16 protein-coding genes and 2 tRNA genes are annotated in these 20,655 nt (G+C 70.9%); 3 read left to right on the plus strand and 15 right to left on the minus strand.

Features of this window, described 5'->3' with window-relative positions:
* Window positions 1-81 precede the first annotated feature (81 nt).
* The 9 genes from ACZ4Z4_RS02265 to leuS all read right to left on the minus strand — a co-directional run bounded on the left by ACZ4Z4_RS02265 (window position 82) and on the right by leuS (window position 14,186).
* Window positions 82-537, minus strand: coding sequence for a hypothetical protein (locus ACZ4Z4_RS02265; protein ID WP_468321003.1), 456 nt, complete (start codon window positions 535-537; stop codon window positions 82-84).
* Window positions 534-2,645 (minus strand): integrase, encoded by a 2,112-nt coding sequence (locus ACZ4Z4_RS02270; protein WP_468321005.1) that lies wholly within the window; start codon window positions 2,643-2,645, stop codon window positions 534-536. The genes ACZ4Z4_RS02265 and ACZ4Z4_RS02270 overlap by 4 nt, the downstream gene beginning before the upstream one ends.
* Window positions 2,642-4,534, minus strand: coding sequence for a hypothetical protein (locus ACZ4Z4_RS02275; RefSeq protein WP_468321007.1), 1,893 nt, complete (start codon window positions 4,532-4,534; stop codon window positions 2,642-2,644). Before ACZ4Z4_RS02275 ends, ACZ4Z4_RS02270 begins: the two co-directional genes overlap by 4 nt.
* 22 nt (window positions 4,535-4,556) lie before the next feature.
* The gene (locus ACZ4Z4_RS02280; RefSeq protein ID WP_468321009.1) at window positions 4,557-6,002 is read right to left on the minus strand and encodes a hypothetical protein; all 1,446 of its coding nucleotides are present in this window, start codon (window positions 6,000-6,002) and stop codon (window positions 4,557-4,559) included.
* 129 nt (window positions 6,003-6,131) lie between these two features.
* Window positions 6,132-8,159, minus strand: a complete 2,028-nt coding sequence (locus ACZ4Z4_RS02285; RefSeq protein ID WP_468321012.1) for a ComEC/Rec2 family competence protein — start codon at window positions 8,157-8,159, stop codon at window positions 6,132-6,134.
* Complete coding sequence (locus ACZ4Z4_RS02290; protein ID WP_468321014.1) at window positions 8,156-8,941, minus strand: ComEA family DNA-binding protein; 786 nt, start codon at window positions 8,939-8,941, stop codon at window positions 8,156-8,158. Before ACZ4Z4_RS02290 ends, ACZ4Z4_RS02285 begins: the two co-directional genes overlap by 4 nt.
* 548 nt (window positions 8,942-9,489) lie before the next feature.
* Window positions 9,490-10,335 carry a DegV family protein gene (locus ACZ4Z4_RS02295; RefSeq protein ID WP_468321017.1) on the minus strand — a complete coding sequence of 282 codons (846 nt, stop codon included), beginning with the start codon at window positions 10,333-10,335 and terminating at the stop codon, window positions 9,490-9,492.
* Window positions 10,336-10,412: 77 nt separating this feature from the next.
* Window positions 10,413-11,093, minus strand: a complete 681-nt coding sequence (locus ACZ4Z4_RS02300; RefSeq protein WP_468321020.1) for a hypothetical protein — start codon at window positions 11,091-11,093, stop codon at window positions 10,413-10,415.
* Between the two features lie 192 nt (window positions 11,094-11,285).
* The gene (gene leuS, locus ACZ4Z4_RS02305; RefSeq protein ID WP_468321022.1) at window positions 11,286-14,186 is read right to left on the minus strand and encodes a leucine--tRNA ligase; all 2,901 of its coding nucleotides are present in this window, start codon (window positions 14,184-14,186) and stop codon (window positions 11,286-11,288) included.
* A gap of 427 nt (window positions 14,187-14,613) precedes the next feature.
* Between leuS and ACZ4Z4_RS02310 the strand changes: the two genes are divergently transcribed.
* Both ACZ4Z4_RS02310 and ACZ4Z4_RS02315 read left to right on the plus strand, forming a co-directional pair.
* Complete coding sequence (locus ACZ4Z4_RS02310; protein WP_468321024.1) at window positions 14,614-15,702, plus strand: hypothetical protein; 1,089 nt, start codon at window positions 14,614-14,616, stop codon at window positions 15,700-15,702.
* Window positions 15,699-17,291: a ferredoxin gene (locus ACZ4Z4_RS02315; RefSeq protein ID WP_468321027.1), complete on the plus strand. Its 1,593-nt coding sequence runs from the start codon at window positions 15,699-15,701 to the stop codon at window positions 17,289-17,291. The genes ACZ4Z4_RS02310 and ACZ4Z4_RS02315 overlap by 4 nt, the downstream gene beginning before the upstream one ends.
* An 82-nt stretch (window positions 17,292-17,373) precedes the next feature.
* Here the strand turns inward: ACZ4Z4_RS02315 and ACZ4Z4_RS02320 are convergent.
* Window positions 17,374-17,446, minus strand: a tRNA-Ala gene (locus ACZ4Z4_RS02320).
* A gap of 139 nt (window positions 17,447-17,585) precedes the next feature.
* Between ACZ4Z4_RS02320 and ACZ4Z4_RS02325 the strand changes: the two genes are divergently transcribed.
* Window positions 17,586-18,803 carry a glycosyltransferase 87 family protein gene (locus tag ACZ4Z4_RS02325; protein WP_468322075.1) on the plus strand — a complete coding sequence of 406 codons (1,218 nt, stop codon included), beginning with the start codon at window positions 17,586-17,588 and terminating at the stop codon, window positions 18,801-18,803.
* Here the strand turns inward: ACZ4Z4_RS02325 and ACZ4Z4_RS02330 are convergent.
* From ACZ4Z4_RS02330 to rsfS, 5 genes are all read right to left on the minus strand, one after another.
* The gene (locus tag ACZ4Z4_RS02330; RefSeq protein WP_306334254.1) at window positions 18,772-19,005 is read right to left on the minus strand and encodes a hypothetical protein; all 234 of its coding nucleotides are present in this window, start codon (window positions 19,003-19,005) and stop codon (window positions 18,772-18,774) included. The two genes, ACZ4Z4_RS02325 and ACZ4Z4_RS02330, sit on opposite strands and share 32 nt — an antisense overlap.
* A 3-nt stretch (window positions 19,006-19,008) precedes the next feature.
* Entirely contained in the window at window positions 19,009-19,191 is a 183-nt protein-coding gene (locus ACZ4Z4_RS02335; RefSeq protein WP_362995749.1) for a hypothetical protein, read from the minus strand.
* Between the two features lie 138 nt (window positions 19,192-19,329).
* Window positions 19,330-19,402, minus strand: a tRNA-Ala gene (locus ACZ4Z4_RS02340).
* Window positions 19,403-19,494: 92 nt separating this feature from the next.
* Window positions 19,495-20,136 (minus strand): histidine phosphatase family protein, encoded by a 642-nt coding sequence (locus tag ACZ4Z4_RS02345; protein WP_468321031.1) that lies wholly within the window; start codon window positions 20,134-20,136, stop codon window positions 19,495-19,497.
* Window positions 20,133-20,576, minus strand: coding sequence for a ribosome silencing factor (rsfS, locus tag ACZ4Z4_RS02350; RefSeq protein WP_398297710.1), 444 nt, complete (start codon window positions 20,574-20,576; stop codon window positions 20,133-20,135). The genes ACZ4Z4_RS02345 and rsfS overlap by 4 nt, the downstream gene beginning before the upstream one ends.
* Window positions 20,577-20,655 lie beyond the last annotated feature (79 nt).

Consider the following 20,655-nt stretch of genomic DNA (forward strand, 5'->3'; position numbering starts at 1 on the left):
TGGCAAGAGAGGCCACCGGCTCGCATGGCACGGCATCTCCCATCGCCAACTGCAACCGGCAACAAGATTCGACTGTGGCAGTCAGACTTCGACACCAGCAGGGTCTCGTGGGCGGTGCAGGGGGATCACTCGGCCGCCCGAGGCAGCGACCTCCTGTCGTAGCAGTGTGTTGTCGTGGTGGAGTGCGGCGATCGCGGTGGCGGCGGCGTCGAGGCGGCGCTGGAGCGTGGTGCACTGGCGGGTCTTCTCGGCGAGTTTGCGTTTAAGGTCGCGGATTTCCTCGTCACGGCGGGCTTCTCCGGGGGTGGTGCTGCCGTGCTCGGCGAGGTGAGCATCCCATTCGGCGAGGATGGCTTGGGCCCGGTTCATGGTGGCTCGACTCACCCCGGCCTCCCGCCACAGATTCTGCTTGGTCAGACGGCCGTCAGTTCGCTGGGGTTTCCCCGCGAATAGCCGTTGCATCGCGGCGCGCAGTGCTTTGGCGGTCTCTTCGGTGACGCCGTCAACCGTCAGTGTCCGATCGGCGGGGCCGGTCACGTGTTCTCCTCCTTGACGTGGGCGAGGACGGCTTCCGCACGCTCGACCTCGCGGCGGATGACGGCCTTGCGAGCTGCGGGCAGACGGCGGGTTTCCAGCAATTTGAGCTGGGTGCGCTTGTGAGAGTCGTAGATGGGGACGTGCTCAATGCCGATCATGCTGTTGTGGCAGCGGTCTGGTCGGCACCGCCAGTCCAGGGGGCCGGTGTGCCCCTTGGGGATGACCGTGTTCTCCCGGCAGACGGCCCCCTGCGGGTTCGCCTCATCGAACAGGCAGTTGTTGAGCATGCCGAACCGGACGGTGATCCGGGCCCTGCGTAGCAGGTCGTCTTCGACTCGGGCGTCACCGCCGTTGGCCGTGACGGTGACGATGATGTCGTCGAACACCTCCTTGACCCGGTCCGCGCCGCTGCCGTAGCCGATCGGCTTGCCGTCCTTGTACTGGCCGTAGAGGTCTTTGAAGCGGCGGAATCGGGTGACTTCCAGGGCGGTTTCCAGCAGTTCGGCCCACTGGGTGTCACCGGCCGCGTAGGACTGGGTGGCGCGGTTGGCCAGGGCCCGTGCGGCGACGTGTTTGAGCTGAATCCCCAGGGCGATCTCGGAGCCGGGGAACTGGTCGGTGAGCATGGCCATGGTGTGGCGGAACATGTGCGGGCGGACCCGGCCTTCGGGGATCTCGTCCAGTCCCGACCAGGCCCGGCCGGAGTTCACCTCGTTGATGAACGCGTCGATCATCTGGTCGCCGTGGACGGCCTCGGTGCTCTCGGGCCTCTTCATCGGGGAGAAGACGCGTTCGTCGTGGACCGAGACGATCTCGGCCAGTGTGATCGCCTCGGCAGCGGGTTCGATGATCCACCAGTGTTTGCCCGGTCGGCCTGCTCGTCCCTTGTCCAGGTGCGACTTGATCGCTGGGGCGTTGTAGTGCTGGACGACGGAACCGCGCCTGATCTCGTGGATCTCGCTGTCGCGCATCATGGACAGTGCCGCGACCAGGCAGAATGCGGCGTCCCTGAGCCTGACCAGCATGCGTGTCAATGCTCTGGGATCAAGGCCGGGATGCCAGGGGCCGACAGTGCCGTCCGCCCGGGTCACCTCGACGAGGTCGTGGATCAGGCCGGAGGTCGTGGGGTGCCCGGCGGCGAGGGCAGCCCAGACCTTCTCACGTCGGCGCATCCCGGACGGCAGCGCTGCGGTGAACAGGCCGGATCCTTTGGAGGAGCTGAACCCTATGAACAGGGCCAGCAGGTTCCAGTTGACGCCCTCGTGCTTCTTGCCGAGGGAGGACCCTGAGTGGGCCGGATCGTGCAGCGGGATCCGGTTGCCGGGGTCCGCGAGCCAGGCGTCGAGCACCTCGTCCGCCTCGCCGCGGCGATCGGTGCTGGTCCGTGCGATCGTACGGAGCTGCTGGTAGCGGGTCATGGCGCGCAGGACGTCGGGGGCGAAGGTGTGCACATAGATCCAGGCCGCCCTGACCAGCGGAAACCATACCTCTGGTGCGATGGTGGGGGTGGACAGGTCGTGTGTCACCTCGTACTTGGCGGCCTTGCGTGCGCTCATGCCGCGCCAGGGGTCCACAGCCGGGCCGCCCAGGGCGAGGGCGGGGCCGATCTCGTGGAGGAACTTCGCGACGACGATGTAGTTCATCAACGTGCCGGGCTTGCGACCCTTCTCACGCAGCCACTTGATGAACCGGCGCAGGTCCGTGTCCCGCCAGGTCCCCATCCGGGCCGGCAATTCCTGCTGCTCCGCCCAGCCGGCCAGAGTGCGCAGAGCGGACACCCGGCGGATAGCGGTCTGCACGTCGAAGGGCTCGGGGGCGAGATGGACACCTGCATCAATCAGCGCCTCATGCCGCGGGTTGGCCATGATCATGAAGGTTTCCCGGGCCGTGAGGTTCCACTCGGGATCGTTCAGCCCGTTGCTGAAGGTGGCCCGCCAGCCGCACTCGGGGACGTTGGCGTTGCGGCGGACTACGCCGTTGAAGTCCCAGATATCCGCCTGCCCGAACAGTGGCAGGTCGGCGTCGCCCAGCAGGGAGTGGCTCTGGATGACCGGTTCGTCGCCCTTGAAGATCGAGACGGGCAGCGGTGGGGTTGCAGGTGTAGTCATGCGTCGAACTCCACGTGTGCGGCCAGCGGAAGGGGCAAGGTGATGCCGGCCTCGGCGATGTGTTTGCGGGCCAGCGAGATCTCCTGCTCGGTGCGGTCCTCCAGTACCGCCTGTAAGTTGACGTAGGACTGTCCCCACAGTGCGGTGAAATGCTGCGGGGCCAGCCGCTGCCGGATGCGCTCCACGTGGTCGCTGAACAGCAGGAGCTGAGGAAGCTGACTGGGCAGCACCCAGGCGTTGCGGCATTCCAAGCAGCGCAGCGGGGCGACCGCGCACAGCTCTCCGGCCGGGCTGAATGGTGATTCGTAGGGGTTCGTGCAGTGGGTGACGCCCATGTCCAGTTCGCCCTCGACCAGGTCGTCGGCCTCCTTCTTGCTCAGGCCGAGGGCCTGAAGCTGCGTGCTCTCCTCGGCGGCATGTTCGGCCTCCTGGGACAGCACAGTCGGCCCCTCGAGCGCCTTGCTGAACCAGTGGTCCTGGGCGGAGTTGATCACCTCGGCGGAGATCACGCGCAGGGTCGTCCCCTGCGCGTAGTGGCCTTTGAACGTCTCCTCGTAGTGGTCGTCGGCGGCCTCGTGGACGTGGCCGCGGGAGGCGACGACCTTCTCCACCTTGCCGGACTTACGCAGGCGCCTGATGTCGGTCTTGCCCTCGACGGTGACCCCGTGGACCTCCAGCCACCTGCTGAAACGGGCCAGTGGGGCCTCGGGGTTCCACTCGCAGAACTTCAGCTCACGGTCCACGTCCACCGCCGCCCGTACGAACAGATTCCTCTCTGGGTCGGCGGCCCGCTGCCGTGCCCGTTCGGTCACGGCCATCAGGCGCTTGACTATCGCGCCGGGCTCGCGGCGGGGCCGGTCGGTGAATTCCTTGGTCTCGATCACGTCCGTCATCTCGATCGAGGTGTCCTTGAAGGCGCGGTAGTAGCGGCGCTTCGCGCGCTTGCGTACCAGCGTCAGTCGCACTCCTCGCGGTGTGAATTCGACGCCGTCTTCAGTGAGTTTGCTGACCTCCTCGGGCGGATGCGCGGTGGCGTCGATCAGCAGCACCCGGAAAGCATGCAGGTCGAAGGTGCTCGGCCACAGCTGAGCGACCAGATGCCGTGACAGCTCGATGCGGGCCGTGGTTACCGGCATACTGCCGTCTGGCCGGCGAATGCACGCGCGCAGTTCCTCGGTCCACCCCCGAGTCGGCCCCACGGCATCACTGATCTGCGCTGGTGTGACCGCCTCGTTAGCGAGTCCCCACAGCAGATCCGGGATGGACATCCATGATCCGTCGCCCGGGTGGCGGCCCTGTGCGGCCAGACGCCAGCCCGTCTCCAGGCGCTTCTCCAGCGCGATCACAGCTGCCCAGGCGGCACGGACCATGGCCTGCTTCTCCGCGCGGGAGAACTCATCGAGTTCTTCGTTCTCGCCGATCGGGACGCCGCTGCCGGCCTTGGCCAGCGCGGCCATACGCTCTGTGACCGGCCGCTCCGGGTGTTCCACCCGTCTGCGGATCAGAACCCGTACGGCGCCGGACAGGATGGCGGGCCGGTTGGAGTTGGGGGCGAACCCTGACGGCAGTTTCCTCTCCCAGGTAGCCATGGCGCGTGCCAGGTCGGGTTGCTCTCTGCCCAGGGAGGCTCGGGCGGCGTCCTCGCCCAGCTGAGCATCCACCGACGTGCACAGATTGTCGACCGCCTGCTGATAGGACTGCACCGTCCCGGCCGCCAGCCCGGCCGCCTCGACGTACTCGACCCACTCGTCGGCCAGCTCCGCTGCCAGCTGCGAGCAGGTGTACACACTCGGCAGGAGGCGGTTGGTCAGGTTGCGCCTCGTCGCACTCGACGTACGGATCACGCGCTCCCCGACCCTGCCCACCACCGGATCCGGCACCTCGGGCACATCCGGGAAGTCCCTGGTGAACTCACCTCTGCGCGGCATCGGCCACCCCCCGCTTCTCCAGACGGAAAGCGTGCGAGGCGATCTGTGCGTACGTCGCCTCGCTGCCCAGCTCGCCGACCCAGCCGCGGAAGGCATCGTCGAACTCATTGAGCAGATCGTCGGTGTACTCGAGGTACTCGTACGTGGTGGCCGGGCTGGAGTGCCCAAGTCTCCGACTGACGATCAACAGTGGATTCAGCCGCATGTGGCTCGACAGGTAGGAGCGGTGCCGGCGGCGGCGTGCAGCCGCGTCCGGCTCCTCACCGTCCATCTGCCGCTCCAGGTAGTTGAGCATCTGCAGGGCGTAGGTGTGGCGAAGGTCGTGCCAGCGCCACCTTTTGCGCGGCAACACCACGTTCTCGTCGGCGAGTGCGGTCATGCGGCGCCAGGCCGCGTGCCGGTAGCGCTTCCACGAGTCAGCCCTGGGCATCAGTCCGCCCTGGCAGATGAACACCGCCAACGCTTCCAAGCCCACATCCGTCTCATGCACCGCGATCCGCCGCAGCTCCGGGTCCACCGAGGACATCTCGAGCACCTTCTCGATCCCGTCCAGCACTCCGTAGACCAGACCCGATTCATGGTCAATGCGGGAGACGACGAACAGATCGCGGTACCGCTTCTCCAGGCGCTTCGCCGATGTGACGGCCTGCTCGGGCCGCTCCAGCAGCAGGTAGGGCTTCAGCCCCTTCATCGAGTCGTCCGGAACGTAGATGGAGCGGGCCTTGCCATACTTCGCGCAGGCCTGAACGGTGAACTCCACGTCCCTGACCGGGTGCCCCACCCCAATGCCCAGCTCGGGCAGCAGGACCGTCGCCCACTCCTGCCACCGCATCCCCGTGCCCAGCGCCAGGTCTGCCGCCGCGCGGTTGCGGTGCGGCGACCAGCCCCGAAACGACGAATTCACACGTGAGTCCGGAAGCTGGCCGCCCAGACCCACGTCGCGGAAGTACCGGTACTGCCCCAGGGTGAGGTGACGGATGTCCATCCGCTGCCTCAGCTTGGGCGCCAGCGGATTCTGTCCCCGCGATCCAACCCGCACCGGCCTCTGCTTCACCAGCCCCACGTCGTCCTTCAGGTAGCTGTAGAACCGGTCGAGGAGCTGAGACTCCTTGCCCCACGCCGCGTCCTGGAGCGGCCGTCTCTGCAGCACCGTACGAACCCGCTTGTAGGCCCTGACGTCGGACTCGGTGGCCGAGAGGACATCCCGCCCCCGATGTTCCTGAAAATCGGAGTACCGGAAGAGGATCCGCCCGTACTCCTTCATCGTGCTCTTGGCCAACTCGTCGTTGGACAAGCTCCGTCCCCACGAGCAGTGCGGCTCGACGGGCATCATCGTCTCGTCATCGAGGTAGATCGGCATCCCGTCCGCAAGCGCCCGATCATCCAGAAGCGTAACGACTTCCTCACCGGAGACCACTTCGCTCTCCAAGCAGCGCAGTGCCAACTTTGAGTCTAAAAAGAACAGTTGCACCCTGTGCCCTTCTCGAGACAACTCTCATCAGAGAGATAGCAGAGCGTTCTCTACGCCACCACTCCGACGCCAGCAGCGAGAGGTACTTCATGAGACAGATATGAACTGCCCCAAGAAGAAGTGCGTGAGCAGGACGAGCGGCACACGCGTGATTCCGAGCGAACGCAGACAGCGGTCGACGGCCACCGGGTCGGGCCCCGCGTCGATCACCACCCCCGCGCCGTCGCCCGCCGCGAGCACCATGGCATCGCCCTGCCCGACATCACACATCGCCATACGCCACCCCGGCGGCGGCCAGCCCGCGATCACCCGCGTGACGGGCGGCGGCTGGACGATCACGAGGAAGAGGAGCCCGGCACAGGCCGCGACCAGCCAGGGATGCCGCACGATCCTGCGTCCCACCAGGGCGAGCACCACAGTGGCCACCGCGAGCAGGAACCCACCGCGCCAGCCACCCGGCCAGTCGACCCCGCTCCCGGGGAGCGCCGCCCCGGTGCGCGCGATGTCCGCGATCCACTCCGTGGGCCAACTCGCGGCCCACGCCAGCGCCTTGGCGACGGGCATCGCGACCGGCGCCGCGGCGAGCGCCGCGAAGCCGAGCACGGTGGCGGGCGCGACCGCGAACTCCGCGAGGAGGTTGCACGGCACCGCGACCAGGCTCACCCGGGCCGCGAGGACGGCGACGACGGGCGCGCACACCGCCTGCGCCGCGGCCGCGGCGGCCAGCGCGTCGGCGAACCGCGGCGGGACCCCCCGGCCGCGCAGTGCGGCCCCCCAGCGTGGCGCGAGCGTGAGCAGCGCGCCGGTGGCCAGGACGGAGAGCAGGAACCCGTAACTCCGGGCCAGCCAGGGGTCGAACAGGACGAGCAGCAGGACCGCCGTGGCGAGCGCGGGGATCAGTGATCTGCGCCGCCCGGTGACGATGGCGAGGAGCGCGATCAGCCCGCACGCCGCGGCCCGCAGCACACTCGGATCCGGCCGGCACACGATGACGAACCCGAGAGTGAGCGCCCCGCCGAACACCGCCGTCGTCCGCAACGGAATGCCCAGCTTCGGTGCAAGACCACGCCGCTCGACCCGCTGGGCGGTGCCCTGTGGCCCGATGAGCAGAACCAGGACAATCGTGAGGTTCGCCCCGCTGACGGCGAGCAAATGCGTGAGGTCGGTCGCCCGGAAGGCCTGATCCAGCTCGGCCGGAACCCGTGATGTGTCCCCGATGACGAGCCCGGGGAGCAGAGCGCGGGCGTCGGCCGGCAGACCGTCCGTCGCCTCGCGCAGCCCGCCCCGCAACCGCCCCGCCAGCCGCTGCGCACCGGACGGCGCCCCGACCACCCGCGGCGCCCGCTCCCCCGACACCCGGAGCACCGCCGCGACCCGGTCCCCCTCCGGCAAGGGCGGGGCCAGCCGCGCCCGCACACGCACCCGGGTCGACGGCAACAGCGCAAGCCAGGCCTTTTCGGGCCCAGCCCTTCGCCGCGCGCTTCGCCCCGAGTCTTGAGTGCTCCCCGTCCGCACGACGACCAGGACCGGCGTACGCGTCGCGGTCGATGTCCCGTCCGCCTCCCTGACCCGCACCACCTCGGCGTCCAGGACAACCGCGGGCGGCATCGTGTGCGCACGCGCGACCGGGGGCCGCGAGCGCCGAGGGTCGGACGTGACCTTCAACTCCACTTCCACTTCCGCGTACTCACCGGCCAGCACGGGGACGGGACCACGGCGCAGGTCCGCGCCGTGCAGAGCCGCGGAGGCGGTCGCCCCGGCGGTGCAGAGCAGGACTGCCGCCACCGATAGCCTCCCCCACTGCCGCCGCCCCGCCGGCCCCCCGCGCGCCGGCCCTCCTAGCGCCGACTGCCCGAGCGCCGACCGCCCGAGCCGCCCGGCGCCCCGCCGCCGGCTTCCCTGCACCGTCCACGCCACCATCAGCGCTCCGGCCGCGAGCACGCAGACCGTCACCGTGGCGACCGCCCACCGTGTCGGGGCGTCCAGCATCAGTGCCGCCGTCCCCCATGCCGCCAGTGCGGGCGGCACCAGCCGGAGGTCGGCCGGGCCCTCCTGTCGAGGGTTCGAGGCGCCGAGCCGGTGACCCGACGCGAGGTGAACTACCGCGCGCGTCATGGCCGTACAAGATCCTGAAGATCGGCGAAGCGCCGGTCGCCGATTCCGTTGACCTCGCGGAGCTCCTCGACGGAGCGGAACCCGCCGTGCTCCGCGCGGTAGTCGAGAATGTGTTGTGCCAACACGGGCCCGACACCGGGGAGTTCTTCGAGCTGCTCGGCCGTCGCCGTGTTCAGGCCGATCGGGCCGGTGGCGGCCGCCCCGCCCACTCCTGCCGCCCCTGCCCCGGCCCCTACCCCTGCCCCGGCTGCCCCCGTCCCTGCTGTTCCTGCGCCCGCCCCGCCGGCTGTGGCGGCTCCTCCCACCACCACTTGTTCGCCGTCCATGAGGAACCGCGCCCGGTTGAGGCCGTCCGTCTCCGTGCCGGGCTTGACCCCGCCTGCGGCCCGCAGGGCGTCGGCGACCCGGGACCCGGCAGGCAGCCGATGCACCCCGGGGCGGCGAACCTTCCCGCTGACGTCCACGACGATCACACCCCCGGGGCCACCGGCGGCCGCCGCACCCCCTGAGCCGCCCACACCGCCCCCGGTCTCCGACGCCCGGCCCGCCTGCGCCGGAGGACCCGGCGAGGGAGCCGGTTCCGCATCCCCGTCGGCGGCCGCCCCTGCCGCACTCACCACTTCGGGCAGCCGCACGGGCTGCGTACGCCCCGACCAGAAGTGCTGCACCGCGAACGCCGCCGCGACGGCGAGGACCACGCCGAGAGCGACCACGCTGCGCCGCTCCAGGCCGCACCGCGACTGAAGCCACACGGGCAGCCGCTCCCGCAGGGCGAGCCCCATCCGCTCGCGCCGCGAGGCTCCCAGTCGCGCCCCCGCCTCCGTATCTCCCCTTGCCTCCGCGTCAGGCGGCTCCCCCACCCCCACCGGCGCACGTGGTACCGATCCGCCGCCGACCGGAGCCCCGCCCAGCAGCCCGGCGTCGGCAGCGGCCACGTCCAGCCGCGGAGGCGCCGGAAGGCGCGGCGATGACCGCGGGTGCGAGTGCGAGTACGGCTGCGGCTCAGCGAAAAGGCTCTCCGCCCGCAGCCGAACCGCCTCCGCCGAAGCGGTCGCAGCGGTTGGAGCGGTTGGAGCGGCTGGGGCAACCGAGGCCCGCCTGCGGCGGACCCGCTCACGTGCACGCCGGTGATTCGCCCGCCCGTCGGAGGCGGGAGCGCGGCCGGGGCCGCTCGTCGCGGAAGCTGTCCTGGAAAGTGATCGAAGTGCCATGCCGACGACGTTAGGCACGGCGGGAAAAAGTTGTTGATCTTGCTTGTTTTCCGTGGATTACCCGGCAGTTGTGGATATCTCCGTCACCCGCACGAGGGACTTCAGGGCCGCGCCGTGCCTCACCGCGGCGAGACCACCGCTCCCAGCAGCCCCGGCCCGGTGTGCGCCCCGATCACCGCGCCGACCTCGCTGACGTGCAGCTCCGCGAGGCCCGGCAGCCGATCCCTGAGCCGGTCGGCGAGCACCGACGCCCGCTCCTGCGCCGCCAGGTGGTGCACCGCGATGTCGACCCGGCCGCTGCCCGCGCGCTCGACCACGATCTCCTCCAGCCGGGCGATCGCCTTGGACGCCGTACGCACCTTCTCCAGCATGTCGATCCGGCCGCCGTCCAACTTCAGCAGCGGCTTGACGGCGAGCGCGGAGCCCAGGAGCGCCTGTGCGGCGCCGATGCGGCCGCCCCTGCGCAGATAGTCGAGGGTGTCGACGTAGAAGTACGCGGACGTGCCCGCGGCCCGCTTCTCCGCGGCCGCCACCGCCTCCTCCACCGAGTCGCCCGCCTCCACGGCCTGAGCCGCCGAGAGGGCGCAGAAGCCGAGGGCCATGGCGACCATGCCGGTGTCCACCACCCGCACCGGCACCGGCGCTTCCTTCGCGGCGAGGACCGCCGCGTCGTACGTACCGGAGAACTCGGCGGACAGGTGCAGCGAGACGATGGCCGTGGCGCCCGCCTCGGCCGCCTTCCGGTACGTCTCGGCGAACAGCTGAGGGCTGGGCCGGGACGTCGTCACCGACTTCCGCTTCTGTAGCGCGAGGGCGAGCGAGCGGGCCGAGATCTCGGTGCCCTCCTCCAGCGCCTGATCCCCGAGGACCACGGTCAGGGGCACCGCGGTGATGCCGTGCCGGTCCATCGTCGCCTGCGGCAGGTAGGCCGTTGAATCCGTGACGATCGCGACATGGCGGGACATGAGCTGGAGGTTACCTGTCTGCGCCGCCGGGTGGCAGTCCGGCCCCTCCCCGCCCCGGTGCTGCGGCGCCGGGCGGATCAGGTCGTGCTCTCGGGCTTGGTCTTCTTCTCCCACGGATAGGTCACCCGCGCGCCGGGCGGAGTGATCGCGGGCCGCGTCGGCTCCTGGGCCGCCCGACGGGCCGCCTCGGACTCTTCCGGCTCGGGCGCCGGCTCCGTCGTCCAGTGCCGCAGGGCGCCCGCCTCCATGTCGATCTGGGTGCTCAGCGAGTCCAGGTCGTCGTCGGCGAAGCGGCGGGCCCGGTCGCGCGCCGACCACCGCAGGGAGTCGGCGGCCTTCGTGATCTGTTCCGTGCGCTCCCGCAGCGCGGGAAGCCGCTCGGCCAGAGCCGCCTTGTCCGGGTCGCGCTCAAGACGACGGAGCTCGTCGTCCAGCTCGTGTCCGTGGACGCTGAGCCGGTCGAACAGTTGCAGGGTCTCCTTCAGCGAGGCGTCGTCGGGAGCCCCCGCCTGGAGGACGTCCTGCGTGGCCCGCATGGAGGTGCGCAAGGAGAGGCGCAGCTGCGCCAGTTCCCCGGCGCTGCCGGTCTGCGCGAGGCTCTTGGCCCGCAGCGTGGTGTCCTCCACGGTCCGGCGGGCCTCCGTGATGGTGCGGTCCACACCTCGCTTGGCCGCCTTGACGACCTTCACCGTCGCGTAGATACCCAGCACCAAGAACAGCACGAACAGCAGCGCCACGACTGCGCCCAGGGCTCCCATGACGCTCCTTTCCGGATCCGGTCCAGCGCGCTCCAGCGATGTCCGCTCCAGCGACTCCTCCACCGTAAACGGAGAAGGCAGGCCGGAGGTTCCAGCGGAACCCCCAACCTGCCCGTAAGGGAAGACCCCTATACCGCTACGCGCGAACCGTCACGCGCGAGCCGTCACGCGCGAACCGTCACGCGCGAACCGTCACGCGGGAACGATGTTCACCAGCTTCGGCGCCCGCACGATCACCTTGCGGATGCCCGCTCCGTCCAGCGCGGCCACGACCCTCTCGTCGGCCAGCGCCACCTTCTCCAGCTCCGCGTCGGAGATCGACGGGGGGACCTCCAGGCGCGCCTTGACCTTGCCCTTGATCTGCACGACGCAGGTCACGGACTCGTCCACGACGTACGCCGGGTTGGCGACCGGGAAGTCCTGGTGGACGACCGAGTCGGTGTGGCCCAGCCTGCGCCACAGCTCCTCGGCGATGTGCGGGGCCAGCGGCGCGATCAGCAGCACCAGGCGCTCCGCGACGGACCGCGGCACCGTGCCGCCCACCTTCGTCAGGTGGTTGTTCAGCTCGGTGATCTTGGCGATGGCGGTGTTGAACCGCATGCCGTCCAGGTCCTGGCGGACGCCGTCGATCGCCTTGTGCAGGGCGCGCAGGGTGGCCTCGTCGATGTCGGACTCGGCGACGTCCGCGACGGTGACCTCACCGGTCGACTCGTCGACGATCAGGCGCCACAGCCGCTGCAACAGGCGGTACTGGCCGACGACCGCGCGCGTGTCCCAGGGGCGCGACACGTCCAGGGGGCCCATCGCCATCTCGTACAGGCGCAGGGTGTCCGCGCCGTACTCGTCGCAGATCTCGTCCGGCGTGACCGCGTTCTTCAGGGACTTGCCCATCTTGCCCAGCTCGCGCTTGACCGGCTCGCCCTCGAAGAAGAACTTGCCGTCGCGCTCCTCGACCTCGGCGGCCGGCACCGGGAAGCCGCGGCTGTCCCGGTAGACGTAGGCCTGGATCATGCCCTGGTTGTACAGCTTGTGGAACGGCTCGGCGGACGAGATGTGGCCCAGGTCGAACAGGACCTTCGACCAGAAGCGCGCGTACAGCAGGTGCAGCACCGCGTGCTCGGCGCCGCCCACGTACAGGTCGACGCCGCCGGTCGGCTGCCCCTCGCGCGGGCCCATCCAGTACTGCTCGACGGACGGGTCGACCAGCTGCTCGTTGTTGCGCGGGTCCAGGTAGCGCAGCTCGTACCAGCAGGAACCCGCCCAGTTGGGCATGGTGTTGGTCTCGCGGCGGTAGGTGCGCGGGCCGTCGCCCAGGTCCAGGGTGACGTTGACCCAGTCCTCGTTGCGGGAGAGCGGCGTCTCCGGAGAGGTGTCCGCGTCGTCCGGGTCGAAGGTCCGCGGGGAGTAGTCGTCGACCTCCGGCAGCTCCAGGGGCAGCATCGACTCGGGCAGCGAGTGGGCGATGCCGTCCTCGTCGTAGACGATCGGGAAGGGCTCGCCCCAGTAGCGCTGGCGGCTGAACAGCCAGTCGCGCAGGCGGAAGTTGACGGTGCCCTCGCCGATGCCGCGGGTGGCCAGCCAGCCGGTGATGCGGGCCTTGGCGCTCGCCACGTCCAGGCCGTCCAGGGAGATCTCCTGGTTCGAGGAGTTGATCAGCTTCGCCTCATAGGAGGAGAAGGCGTCGTCCCACGCGCGCGTGTCGGTGCCCCGGTCGTCCGACGGCTCCACCACGCAGCGCATCGGCAGGTTGAAGGCGCGCGCGAAGGCGAAGTCGCGGCTGTCGTGGGCCGGGACGGCCATGATGGCGCCGGTGCCGTACCCCGTCAGGACGTAGTCGGCGATGAAGACGGGGACCTGCTCGCCGCTGACCGGGTTGGTGGCGTAGACGCCGGTGAAGACGCCGGTCTTCTCCTTGGCGTCGGCCTGGCGCTCCACGTCGGACTTCGACGCGGCGAAGGCGCGGTACTTGGCGACGGCCTCGGCGGGCGTGGCGTGGCCGCCGGTCCACACCTCGTGCGTGCCCTCGGGCCAGGCCGCCGGGACGACCTTGTCGACCAGGTCGTGCTCGGGCGCCAGGACCATGTAGGTGGCGCCGAACAGGGTGTCCTGGCGGGTGGTGAAGACGGTGATCGCGTCGCCTTCGGTGCCCACGGGGAAGTTCACGCGGGCGCCTTCGGAGCGGCCAATCCAGTTGCGCTGCTGCAACTTGATGGCGTCGGGCCAGTCCAGCGCGTCCAAGTCGTCCAGCAGCCGGTCGGCGTAGGCCGTGATGCGCATGTTCCACTGGCGCAGCTTGGCCTTGAAGACGGGGAAGTTGCCGCGCTCGGAGCGGCCGTCGGCGGTGACTTCCTCGTTGGCCAGGACGGTGCCCAGGCCGGGGCACCAGTTGACGGGCGCGTCGGAGGCGTAGGCCAGGCGGTACTGGCTCAGTACGTCGGCGCGCTCGGCGGCGTCCAGCTCGCTCCACGCGCGCGTGGTGCCCGGTACGGCACGGTCACCGCTCTCGAACTGGGCGACCAGGTCGGCGATCGGGCGGGCCTTCGCGGCGTCGGCGTCGTACCAGGAGTTGAAGATCTGGACGAAGATCCACTGGGTCCACTTGTAATACTCGGGGTCGATCGTCGCGAACGAGCGCCGCTTGTCGTGCCCCAGGCCCAGCGCGCGCAGCTGGGCCTTCATGTTCTCGATGTTGGCCTCGGTGGACACGCGCGGGTGGGTGCCCGTCTGCACGGCGTACTGCTCGGCGGGCAGGCCGAAGGCGTCGAAGCCCAGGGTGTGCAGGACGTTGTGCCCGGTCATGCGCTGGAAGCGTGCGAAGACGTCCGTGGCGATGTAGCCCAGCGGGTGGCCGACGTGCAGGCCCGCTCCGGAGGGGTACGGGAACATGTCCATGATGAACTTCTTGGGCTTGGCCACCAGCGCGGCCTCCGCCTCGTCCCGCGCGGCCATGTCGCCGCTCGGGTTCGGCGCCTCATAGGTGCCGTCGGCGTCCCAGAAGTCCTGCCAGCGTGCCTCGATCTCGGCGGCCAGAGCGGCCGTATAGCGGTGCGGCGCGGCCACCTCGGAGGCGGCAGCAGAATTCGTCTCGCTCATGATCCTCAAAGCTCCATCGATCGTCTCTGCCTGCGGAATCGGCCTGTCGGGCCAAATAAAAATGCCCCTCGCACAGGAGGGGACGCCGCGCCGATTCCGACCGCGATTCACCGGCGGTCGGGACTGATCAGCGCGGCCCGCTAAGCAGAAGGCGTACGGCACGCATGGCGTCAGGGTACCGCAGCCCTCCCGCGGCCCGCGACGAGCTTCCCCTTACGCCGTCCGGGAGCCGCGATGCACCCCGTACTGCCGCCGCATTGCCGCCGACCCAGGCATTGGCCATGGGTTACTCCGCGTACCGCCCACTATCGGGGCAACACCAAGATCGTGTCGCACTTTGATAACAACGCAATAACTCAAATCCCGTACCCACCGGTATGGAGCGACTTAGCATGCGGCGGGACCGAACCATTTCGGAGCCGCCCCCATGAACCCTCTGCACCTCCACCGCAAGAGTGCTCTGCTCGGTACCGGAGCCCTGCTGCTGATACCCCTGCTCGTCCTCGCGGGCAGCGACGGCCTGCGGGACGCCCTCGACTTCACCACCGGCGTCCTCTCCCTGGTCTGCCTGACCGCCGCCGTCGTCTGGGGCCTGGTCGCCACGGACCGCCTGTTCCTGCATCCCCGACAGCGCCTGCTCGCCCAGGCCGTGCACCGCACCACCGCGATCGCCTCCGTCGGCTTCCTGCTGCTGCACGGCACCGTCAAGGTGGCGCTCGACCACGTGTCGCTGTTCGGCGCCCTCATGCCGTTCGGGCTCGGCGTCACCGGCAGCGCCGGACTCATCGGCCTCGGCTCGCTCGCGGGCCTGCTCATGCTCGCCACAGCTGTCACCGGCGCCCTGCGCAGCGCCTTCGCCTCTCCCGCGCGGATCGCCTCGCGCTGGCGGGCGCTGCACATGCTCGCCTACCCCGCCTGGTGCGCGGGGCTGGTCCACGGCCTGTACGCGGGCCGCCCCCCGAAGGGGTGGGTGGTCGCGCTGTACGCCCTGTGCCTGGCCGGGGTCGCCGGTGCCGTCGCCCTTCGCGCGGCGCCGCGCCCGGTCAAGCGGAAGGTCGCCGCCCGGATCCTCGCCCTGCTCGAACCGGAACGCGGCGCCGCGCCACGGCCGCACCGCGACGCCCCCCTGCGGGCCGAGCCGCCCGCGCGGGACACCGCCTCCACCCCGCTGCCCGGCACGACCGCCCCCACCCCCTCGCCGGAGCCGGTCGCCGGTATCTCGGCGGCCTACCGCGCGCTGGCCCCGACCGCTCCCCCGCACCCCACCGTCCCCCCGCCCCGCACCGACCCCGCCGGCCACTGGCCGACGCCCTGCCCACCACCACCCGCCGAATCGCCCTACATCGCGCCCCCGCCCACGTACGACACCACCCCCCAGCCCGTCTACGACCCCTCGTACGACGCGCCCCTCGGCCCCGCGTACGACAGCGGCCCCGCCACCGAACCACTGCCGAGGCCCTTCCAGGCCCCCGGCGCGGGCGAGCCCTGGAACGCCGCCACCGGAGGCCACCCGTGAACGCCTCGCTGCCCGATGTCCCGGAGGTCCGCGTCGTCGGCCTGCCCCTGCTCACCTCCGGCTTCGATCTCGTCGAACGCCTCGACCTCGGCATGCACCTGAAGGTCCACGGCCCCCTGGAACCCATGGCGGGCGAACCCCTCGCCCGCCTCGCCGAGCACATCGCGCTGCGCGGCCGGGGCGGCGCGGGCTTCCCCTTCGCCCAGAAGCTGCGGGCCGTCGCCGACGCGGCGATACGTCGCGGTATACGCCCCGTGGTCGTCGTCAACGGCAGCGAGGACGAGCCCGCCTGCCGCAAGGACACCGTCCTGATCAACCGCGCCCCGCACCTCATCCTGGACGGCGCACTGCTCGCCGCCGAGGCCATCGGGGCGCGCACGCTGGTCGTCGGCGTGACCCGCGACTCCACCGAGGCCTCCATGCGCACCGCGCTGGCCGAGCGGGGCCTCGGCAACCGGCGCGGCCCGGCCCTGCGCGCGCGCGTGCAGCGCAATCCCGTACGCATGGTCTCCGGAGAGTCCTCCGCCCTCGTCCGCTCGGCGGACGGCGGGCCTCCCCTGCCGCCGGGCCGCAAGGCGCGGACGTCCGACTCCGGAGTGGGCGGCGCCCCCACCCTCCTCTCCAACGCGGAGACCTTCGCGCAGCTCGCCGTCGCCGCACGGGCGGGCGCCGAACGCTACTGCCGCACCGGCCTGCGCGACGAGCCCGGCACGGTCCTGCTGACCCTCTCCGGAGCGGTCGCACGGCCGATGGTCGTCGAGGTACCCACCGGGGTGCCGCTGCGGTACGTCCTCGAACTCGCCGGCGCACCCGCGCTCCCGCAGGGCGTGCTGACGGGCGGCTATCACGGCAAGTGGCTCGACGGCATGACGGCGCACGACGCGGTCGTCTCACGCGCCTCCCTGGACGCCTGCGGCGGCGCGCTCGGCGCGGGCGCGATCCTGCCGATCGGCGCGGAAACCTGCCCGCTCGGGGAGTCGCTGCGGGTCGCGCACTGGCTGGCCGCCGAGAGCTCGGGGCAGTGCGGCCCCTGCTACCTCGGGCTGCCCGCGGCGGCCCGCGGCCTCGCCGACGTGCTCCAGGGCGGCGGGCCGACCGCCCTAGAGGCGCTGCGCGAGGTGACCCGGGCCGTGAAGTGGCGCGGCGCGTGCAAACACCCGGACGGCTCGGCGGCCTTCCTGGAGTCGTCGATCTCGGCGTTCACGGACGATCTGGCGGCCCACGTCCTGGGCGGCGGCTGCGGCCGCCCCGTCGCGGGAGTCCTGCCCCTCCAGGCGGACGCGCCCCGGGCGGAGCCCCCCAGTGGCCGCAAGCTCGCCGTCGACTGGACGCTCTGCCAGGGCCACGGGCTGTGCGCGGACATCGTCCCCGAACTCATCCAACTGGGCCCGGACGGCTTCCCCTCGGTGGCGGAGGCGTCCGTACCGCGCTACTCCGAAGCGCGCGCCACCCGCGCGGTGCGCCGCTGCCCCGCGCTCGCGCTGCGCATCGAGGAGGCCCCCAAGACGGCCCCGCCGACACCCCGGACGCTGCCGGCCGCGCTCCCGCCGGGCCGGGGCCGCCGCGCGCTCGGCAGCGGAAGGCAGTAGCGGCGGCCAGAGGAGTGTGACCCAGAAGGCCACGACAACGAAAGAGCGGGCCACCCGATCCGGGTGGCCCGCTCATATCCTGTGGAGCTAAGGAGAATTGAACTCCTGACCTCCTGCATGCCATGCAGGCGCTCTACCAACTGAGCTATAGCCCCTTGCTTGTCCGCCCGGTTTCCCCGGCGGCTCCGCCAACATTACACGGTCATACCCCTGCTCCACCAAATCGTTTCCGGTCTGGGCGGATACCGGGCGATACGCCCGGTACTGTCAGCCTCCGTGACCGTGCCCGTGTCCATGACCGCGCCCGCCGCCGCCCGTCGCCGGGTGCCGCTGGCCGCCGGGGGCTGTCTGCTCTCCCTCACGGCCTGCTGGCTCGCGCAGCGCGCCGCCGACGTCTCGATGATCGACCTGATGGTCTACCGGGCCGAGGGCGAGACGGTGCGCGCGGGCGGCGACCTCTACGCGCTGCGCGCCACCGACGCCCAGCTGCCCACCACCTACCCGCCGTTCGCCGCGCTGCTCTTCACCCCGCTCACGCTCCTCGACCCGGCGGACATGCGCACGCTCGCGACGCTGGGCAACCTGCTGCTCCTGATCGTCTTCGTGCACCTCTCCCTGCGACTGGTCCACGGCGAGCGGCACGCGCGCGTGGAGAGCGTTCTGTGGGCGTCCGCCCTCGCCGTCTGGTGCGAGCCGGTGTGGACGACGCTGCGCTACGGGCAGATCAATCTGCTGCTCGCCGTCCTCGTCCTGTGGGACCTGACGCGGCGCCCCGGTCACCGCTGGGCGGGCGTGGGCATCGGGGTGGCGGCGGCGGTCAAGCTCACGCCCGCGCTCTTCGGGGCGCTGCTGCTGCTCACGGGGGCCGCGGAGGCCGTGCGGCGCGGGCCGTGGCGGGCGGCCGTGCGCCACGCGTGCGTGGCCGCCGTCTCCTTCGCCGGTGCGACGGTCCTCGCGGCCGCCGTCCTGCCGTACGACTCGTGGCGCTTCTGGACCCGGATGGTCTTCGAGGCGGGCCGGGTCGGGTTCGCCGAGGACACCGCGAACCAGTCGCTGCGCGGCGTCCTGGCCCGGCTCCTGCACACCGGGGAGCCCGGTGCCCCCTGGGCCCTGGCCGCCGCCGCGGCCGGCACGCTCGGCCTCGCGGTCGCGGTGGCCGCCGCGCTGCGCGGGGAGCGCGCCCGGGCCGTCCTCGCCTGTGCGGCGACCGCGCTCCTGGTGAGCCCGGTGTCGTGGTCGCACCACTGGGTGTGGTGCGTGCCGATGGTGCTGCTCCTGGGGGCGGAGGCGAGGCGCCGGGGCGGCCGGCGGCGGTGGGCGGGCGCCGGGGCCGCGTCCCTGGTCTTCTGCTCGTACGCCCTGTGGTGGGTGCCGCACGGCGAAGGACGGCTCGAACTCGCCCAGAACCACGGGCAGATGGCGCTGTCCGCCCTCTACATAGTGACCGCTTTCGCGTTTCTGCTGGTGACGGCGGTGGCGGTCACGCGGTCGCGAACGAGTAGAACCGTTTGAGCGTGCAGTGTTCGTCCAGCAGCCGACCGTAGATCGGCTCCCCCTCGAGCTCGCGGTACGTCTCGATGGGGTCGCCTTTTATGATCAGCGCCCGTGCGCATTCCTCGCACCAGTACTGGTACTCCTGGTTGACCGGCTCCATGTCGCGGACGATCGGTGTGCCACTGCCGCACCAGTCGCACTTCCGCCTGTGTGCACCCATCGATCAGCTCCAGCTGTGGCCGCAGGCGGTGCACACGTACGAGATTCCGCCGTTGTCACCGAGCACTTGAGCGACGTGGGACGAGCCGCAGGAAGGGCAGTCGAGGAGCGTGCGGGGCACGGGCCGTTCTCGTACGTCCGCCGCTTCGGAGAGGCGGTCGACCTCTCCGAGGATGCTCGCAGGCATCGCGCTCTCCCTCCCGTCGGGCTGCGTCCCCTTCCGGCCGTCCGATTCTGCCACGGTCTGCGCGGACCGGGGTGAAGAGGTCGTGGCGGAGCACACAGAAAAATCCCGCCCCCTGGTGGGGACGGGATTTCCGGACTGTGGAGCTAAGGAGAATTGAACTCCTGACCTCCTGCATGCCATGCAGGCGCTCTACCAACTGAGCTATAGCCCCTTGCGTTCTTCCCGCTCGGCGGGCGAACAAGAAGAACTTTAGCCTGCGACCAGCCGGAATGTGAAATCCGGGTCCGGACGCCCGCCCGGGCCTCAGTCGTCGTCGCCGAGCACCGGCTCCGGCAGCGTGCCGGCGTTGTGCTCAAGGAGGCGCCAGCCTCGCGCGCCCTGGCCGAGGACCGACCAGCAGCAGTTGGTCAGGCCGCCGAGGCCCTCCCAGTGGTGGGGCTCCAGGCCGAGGAGGCGGCCGATCGTGGTGCGGATCGTGCCGCCGTGGCTGACCACCACCAGCGTGCCGTCCGCGGGCAGCTTCTCGGCATGGCGCAGGACGACCGGCGCGGCCCGGTCGGCCACCTCGGTCTCCAGCTCGCCGCCGCCCCTGCGCACCGCCTCGCCGCGCTTCCACGCCGCGTACTGCTCGCCGAAGCGGGCGATGATCTCGTCGTGCGTCAGGCCCTGCCACTCGCCCGCGTACGTCTCCCGGAGGGACTCCTCGTGCGTGACGGTGAGGCCGGTGACCGCGGCGAGCTCGGCGGCCGTGGCCGCCGCGCGCCTGAGGTCGGAGGCGACGATGGCGTCCGGCTTCAGGGAGGCGAGCAGCCGGGCGGCGCGCTTGGCCTGGGCGACGCCCGTCTCGGTCAGCTCGATGTCCGTGGAGCCCTGGAAGCGGCGCTCCAGGTTCCAGGCCGTCTGGCCGTGCCGCCACAGGATGATCCGGCAGCCGCGGTTGCTCACCGCAGCTCCCCGTCCAGGTCGGCCTCCTCCGCGGCCCGCTGCTCGGCGTGCTCGGCGGCCTTGCCGCGGGTGGCCTTGGCGTCCTCGGGCAGGCCGATCTCGGGGCAGTCCTTCCACAGGCGCTCGAGGGCGTAGAAGACACGCTCCTCGCTGTGCTGGACGTGCACCACGATGTCCACGTAGTCGAGGAGGATCCAGCGGGCGTCGCGGTCCCCCTCGCGGCGGACCGGCTTGGCGCCGAGCTGCTTGTTCAGCTGCTCCTCGATCTCGTCGACGATCGACTTGACCTGGCGGTCGTTGGGAGCGGAGGCGAGCAGGAACGCGTCCGTGATCGACAGCACGTCGCTGACGTCGTACGCGATGATGTCGTGCGCGAGCTTGTCGGCAGCCGCCTGGGCGGCGACGTTGATGAGCTCGATGGAGCGGTCCGTGGCGGTCACTAGAGAGCTTTCCTTCGGCTGGTGGATACACCCCAAGGGTCTCACGGACCGCCGACAGCGCCCCAGACGATTACGTCAC

The organism is Streptomyces sp. NPDC030245, from assembly GCF_055572995.1.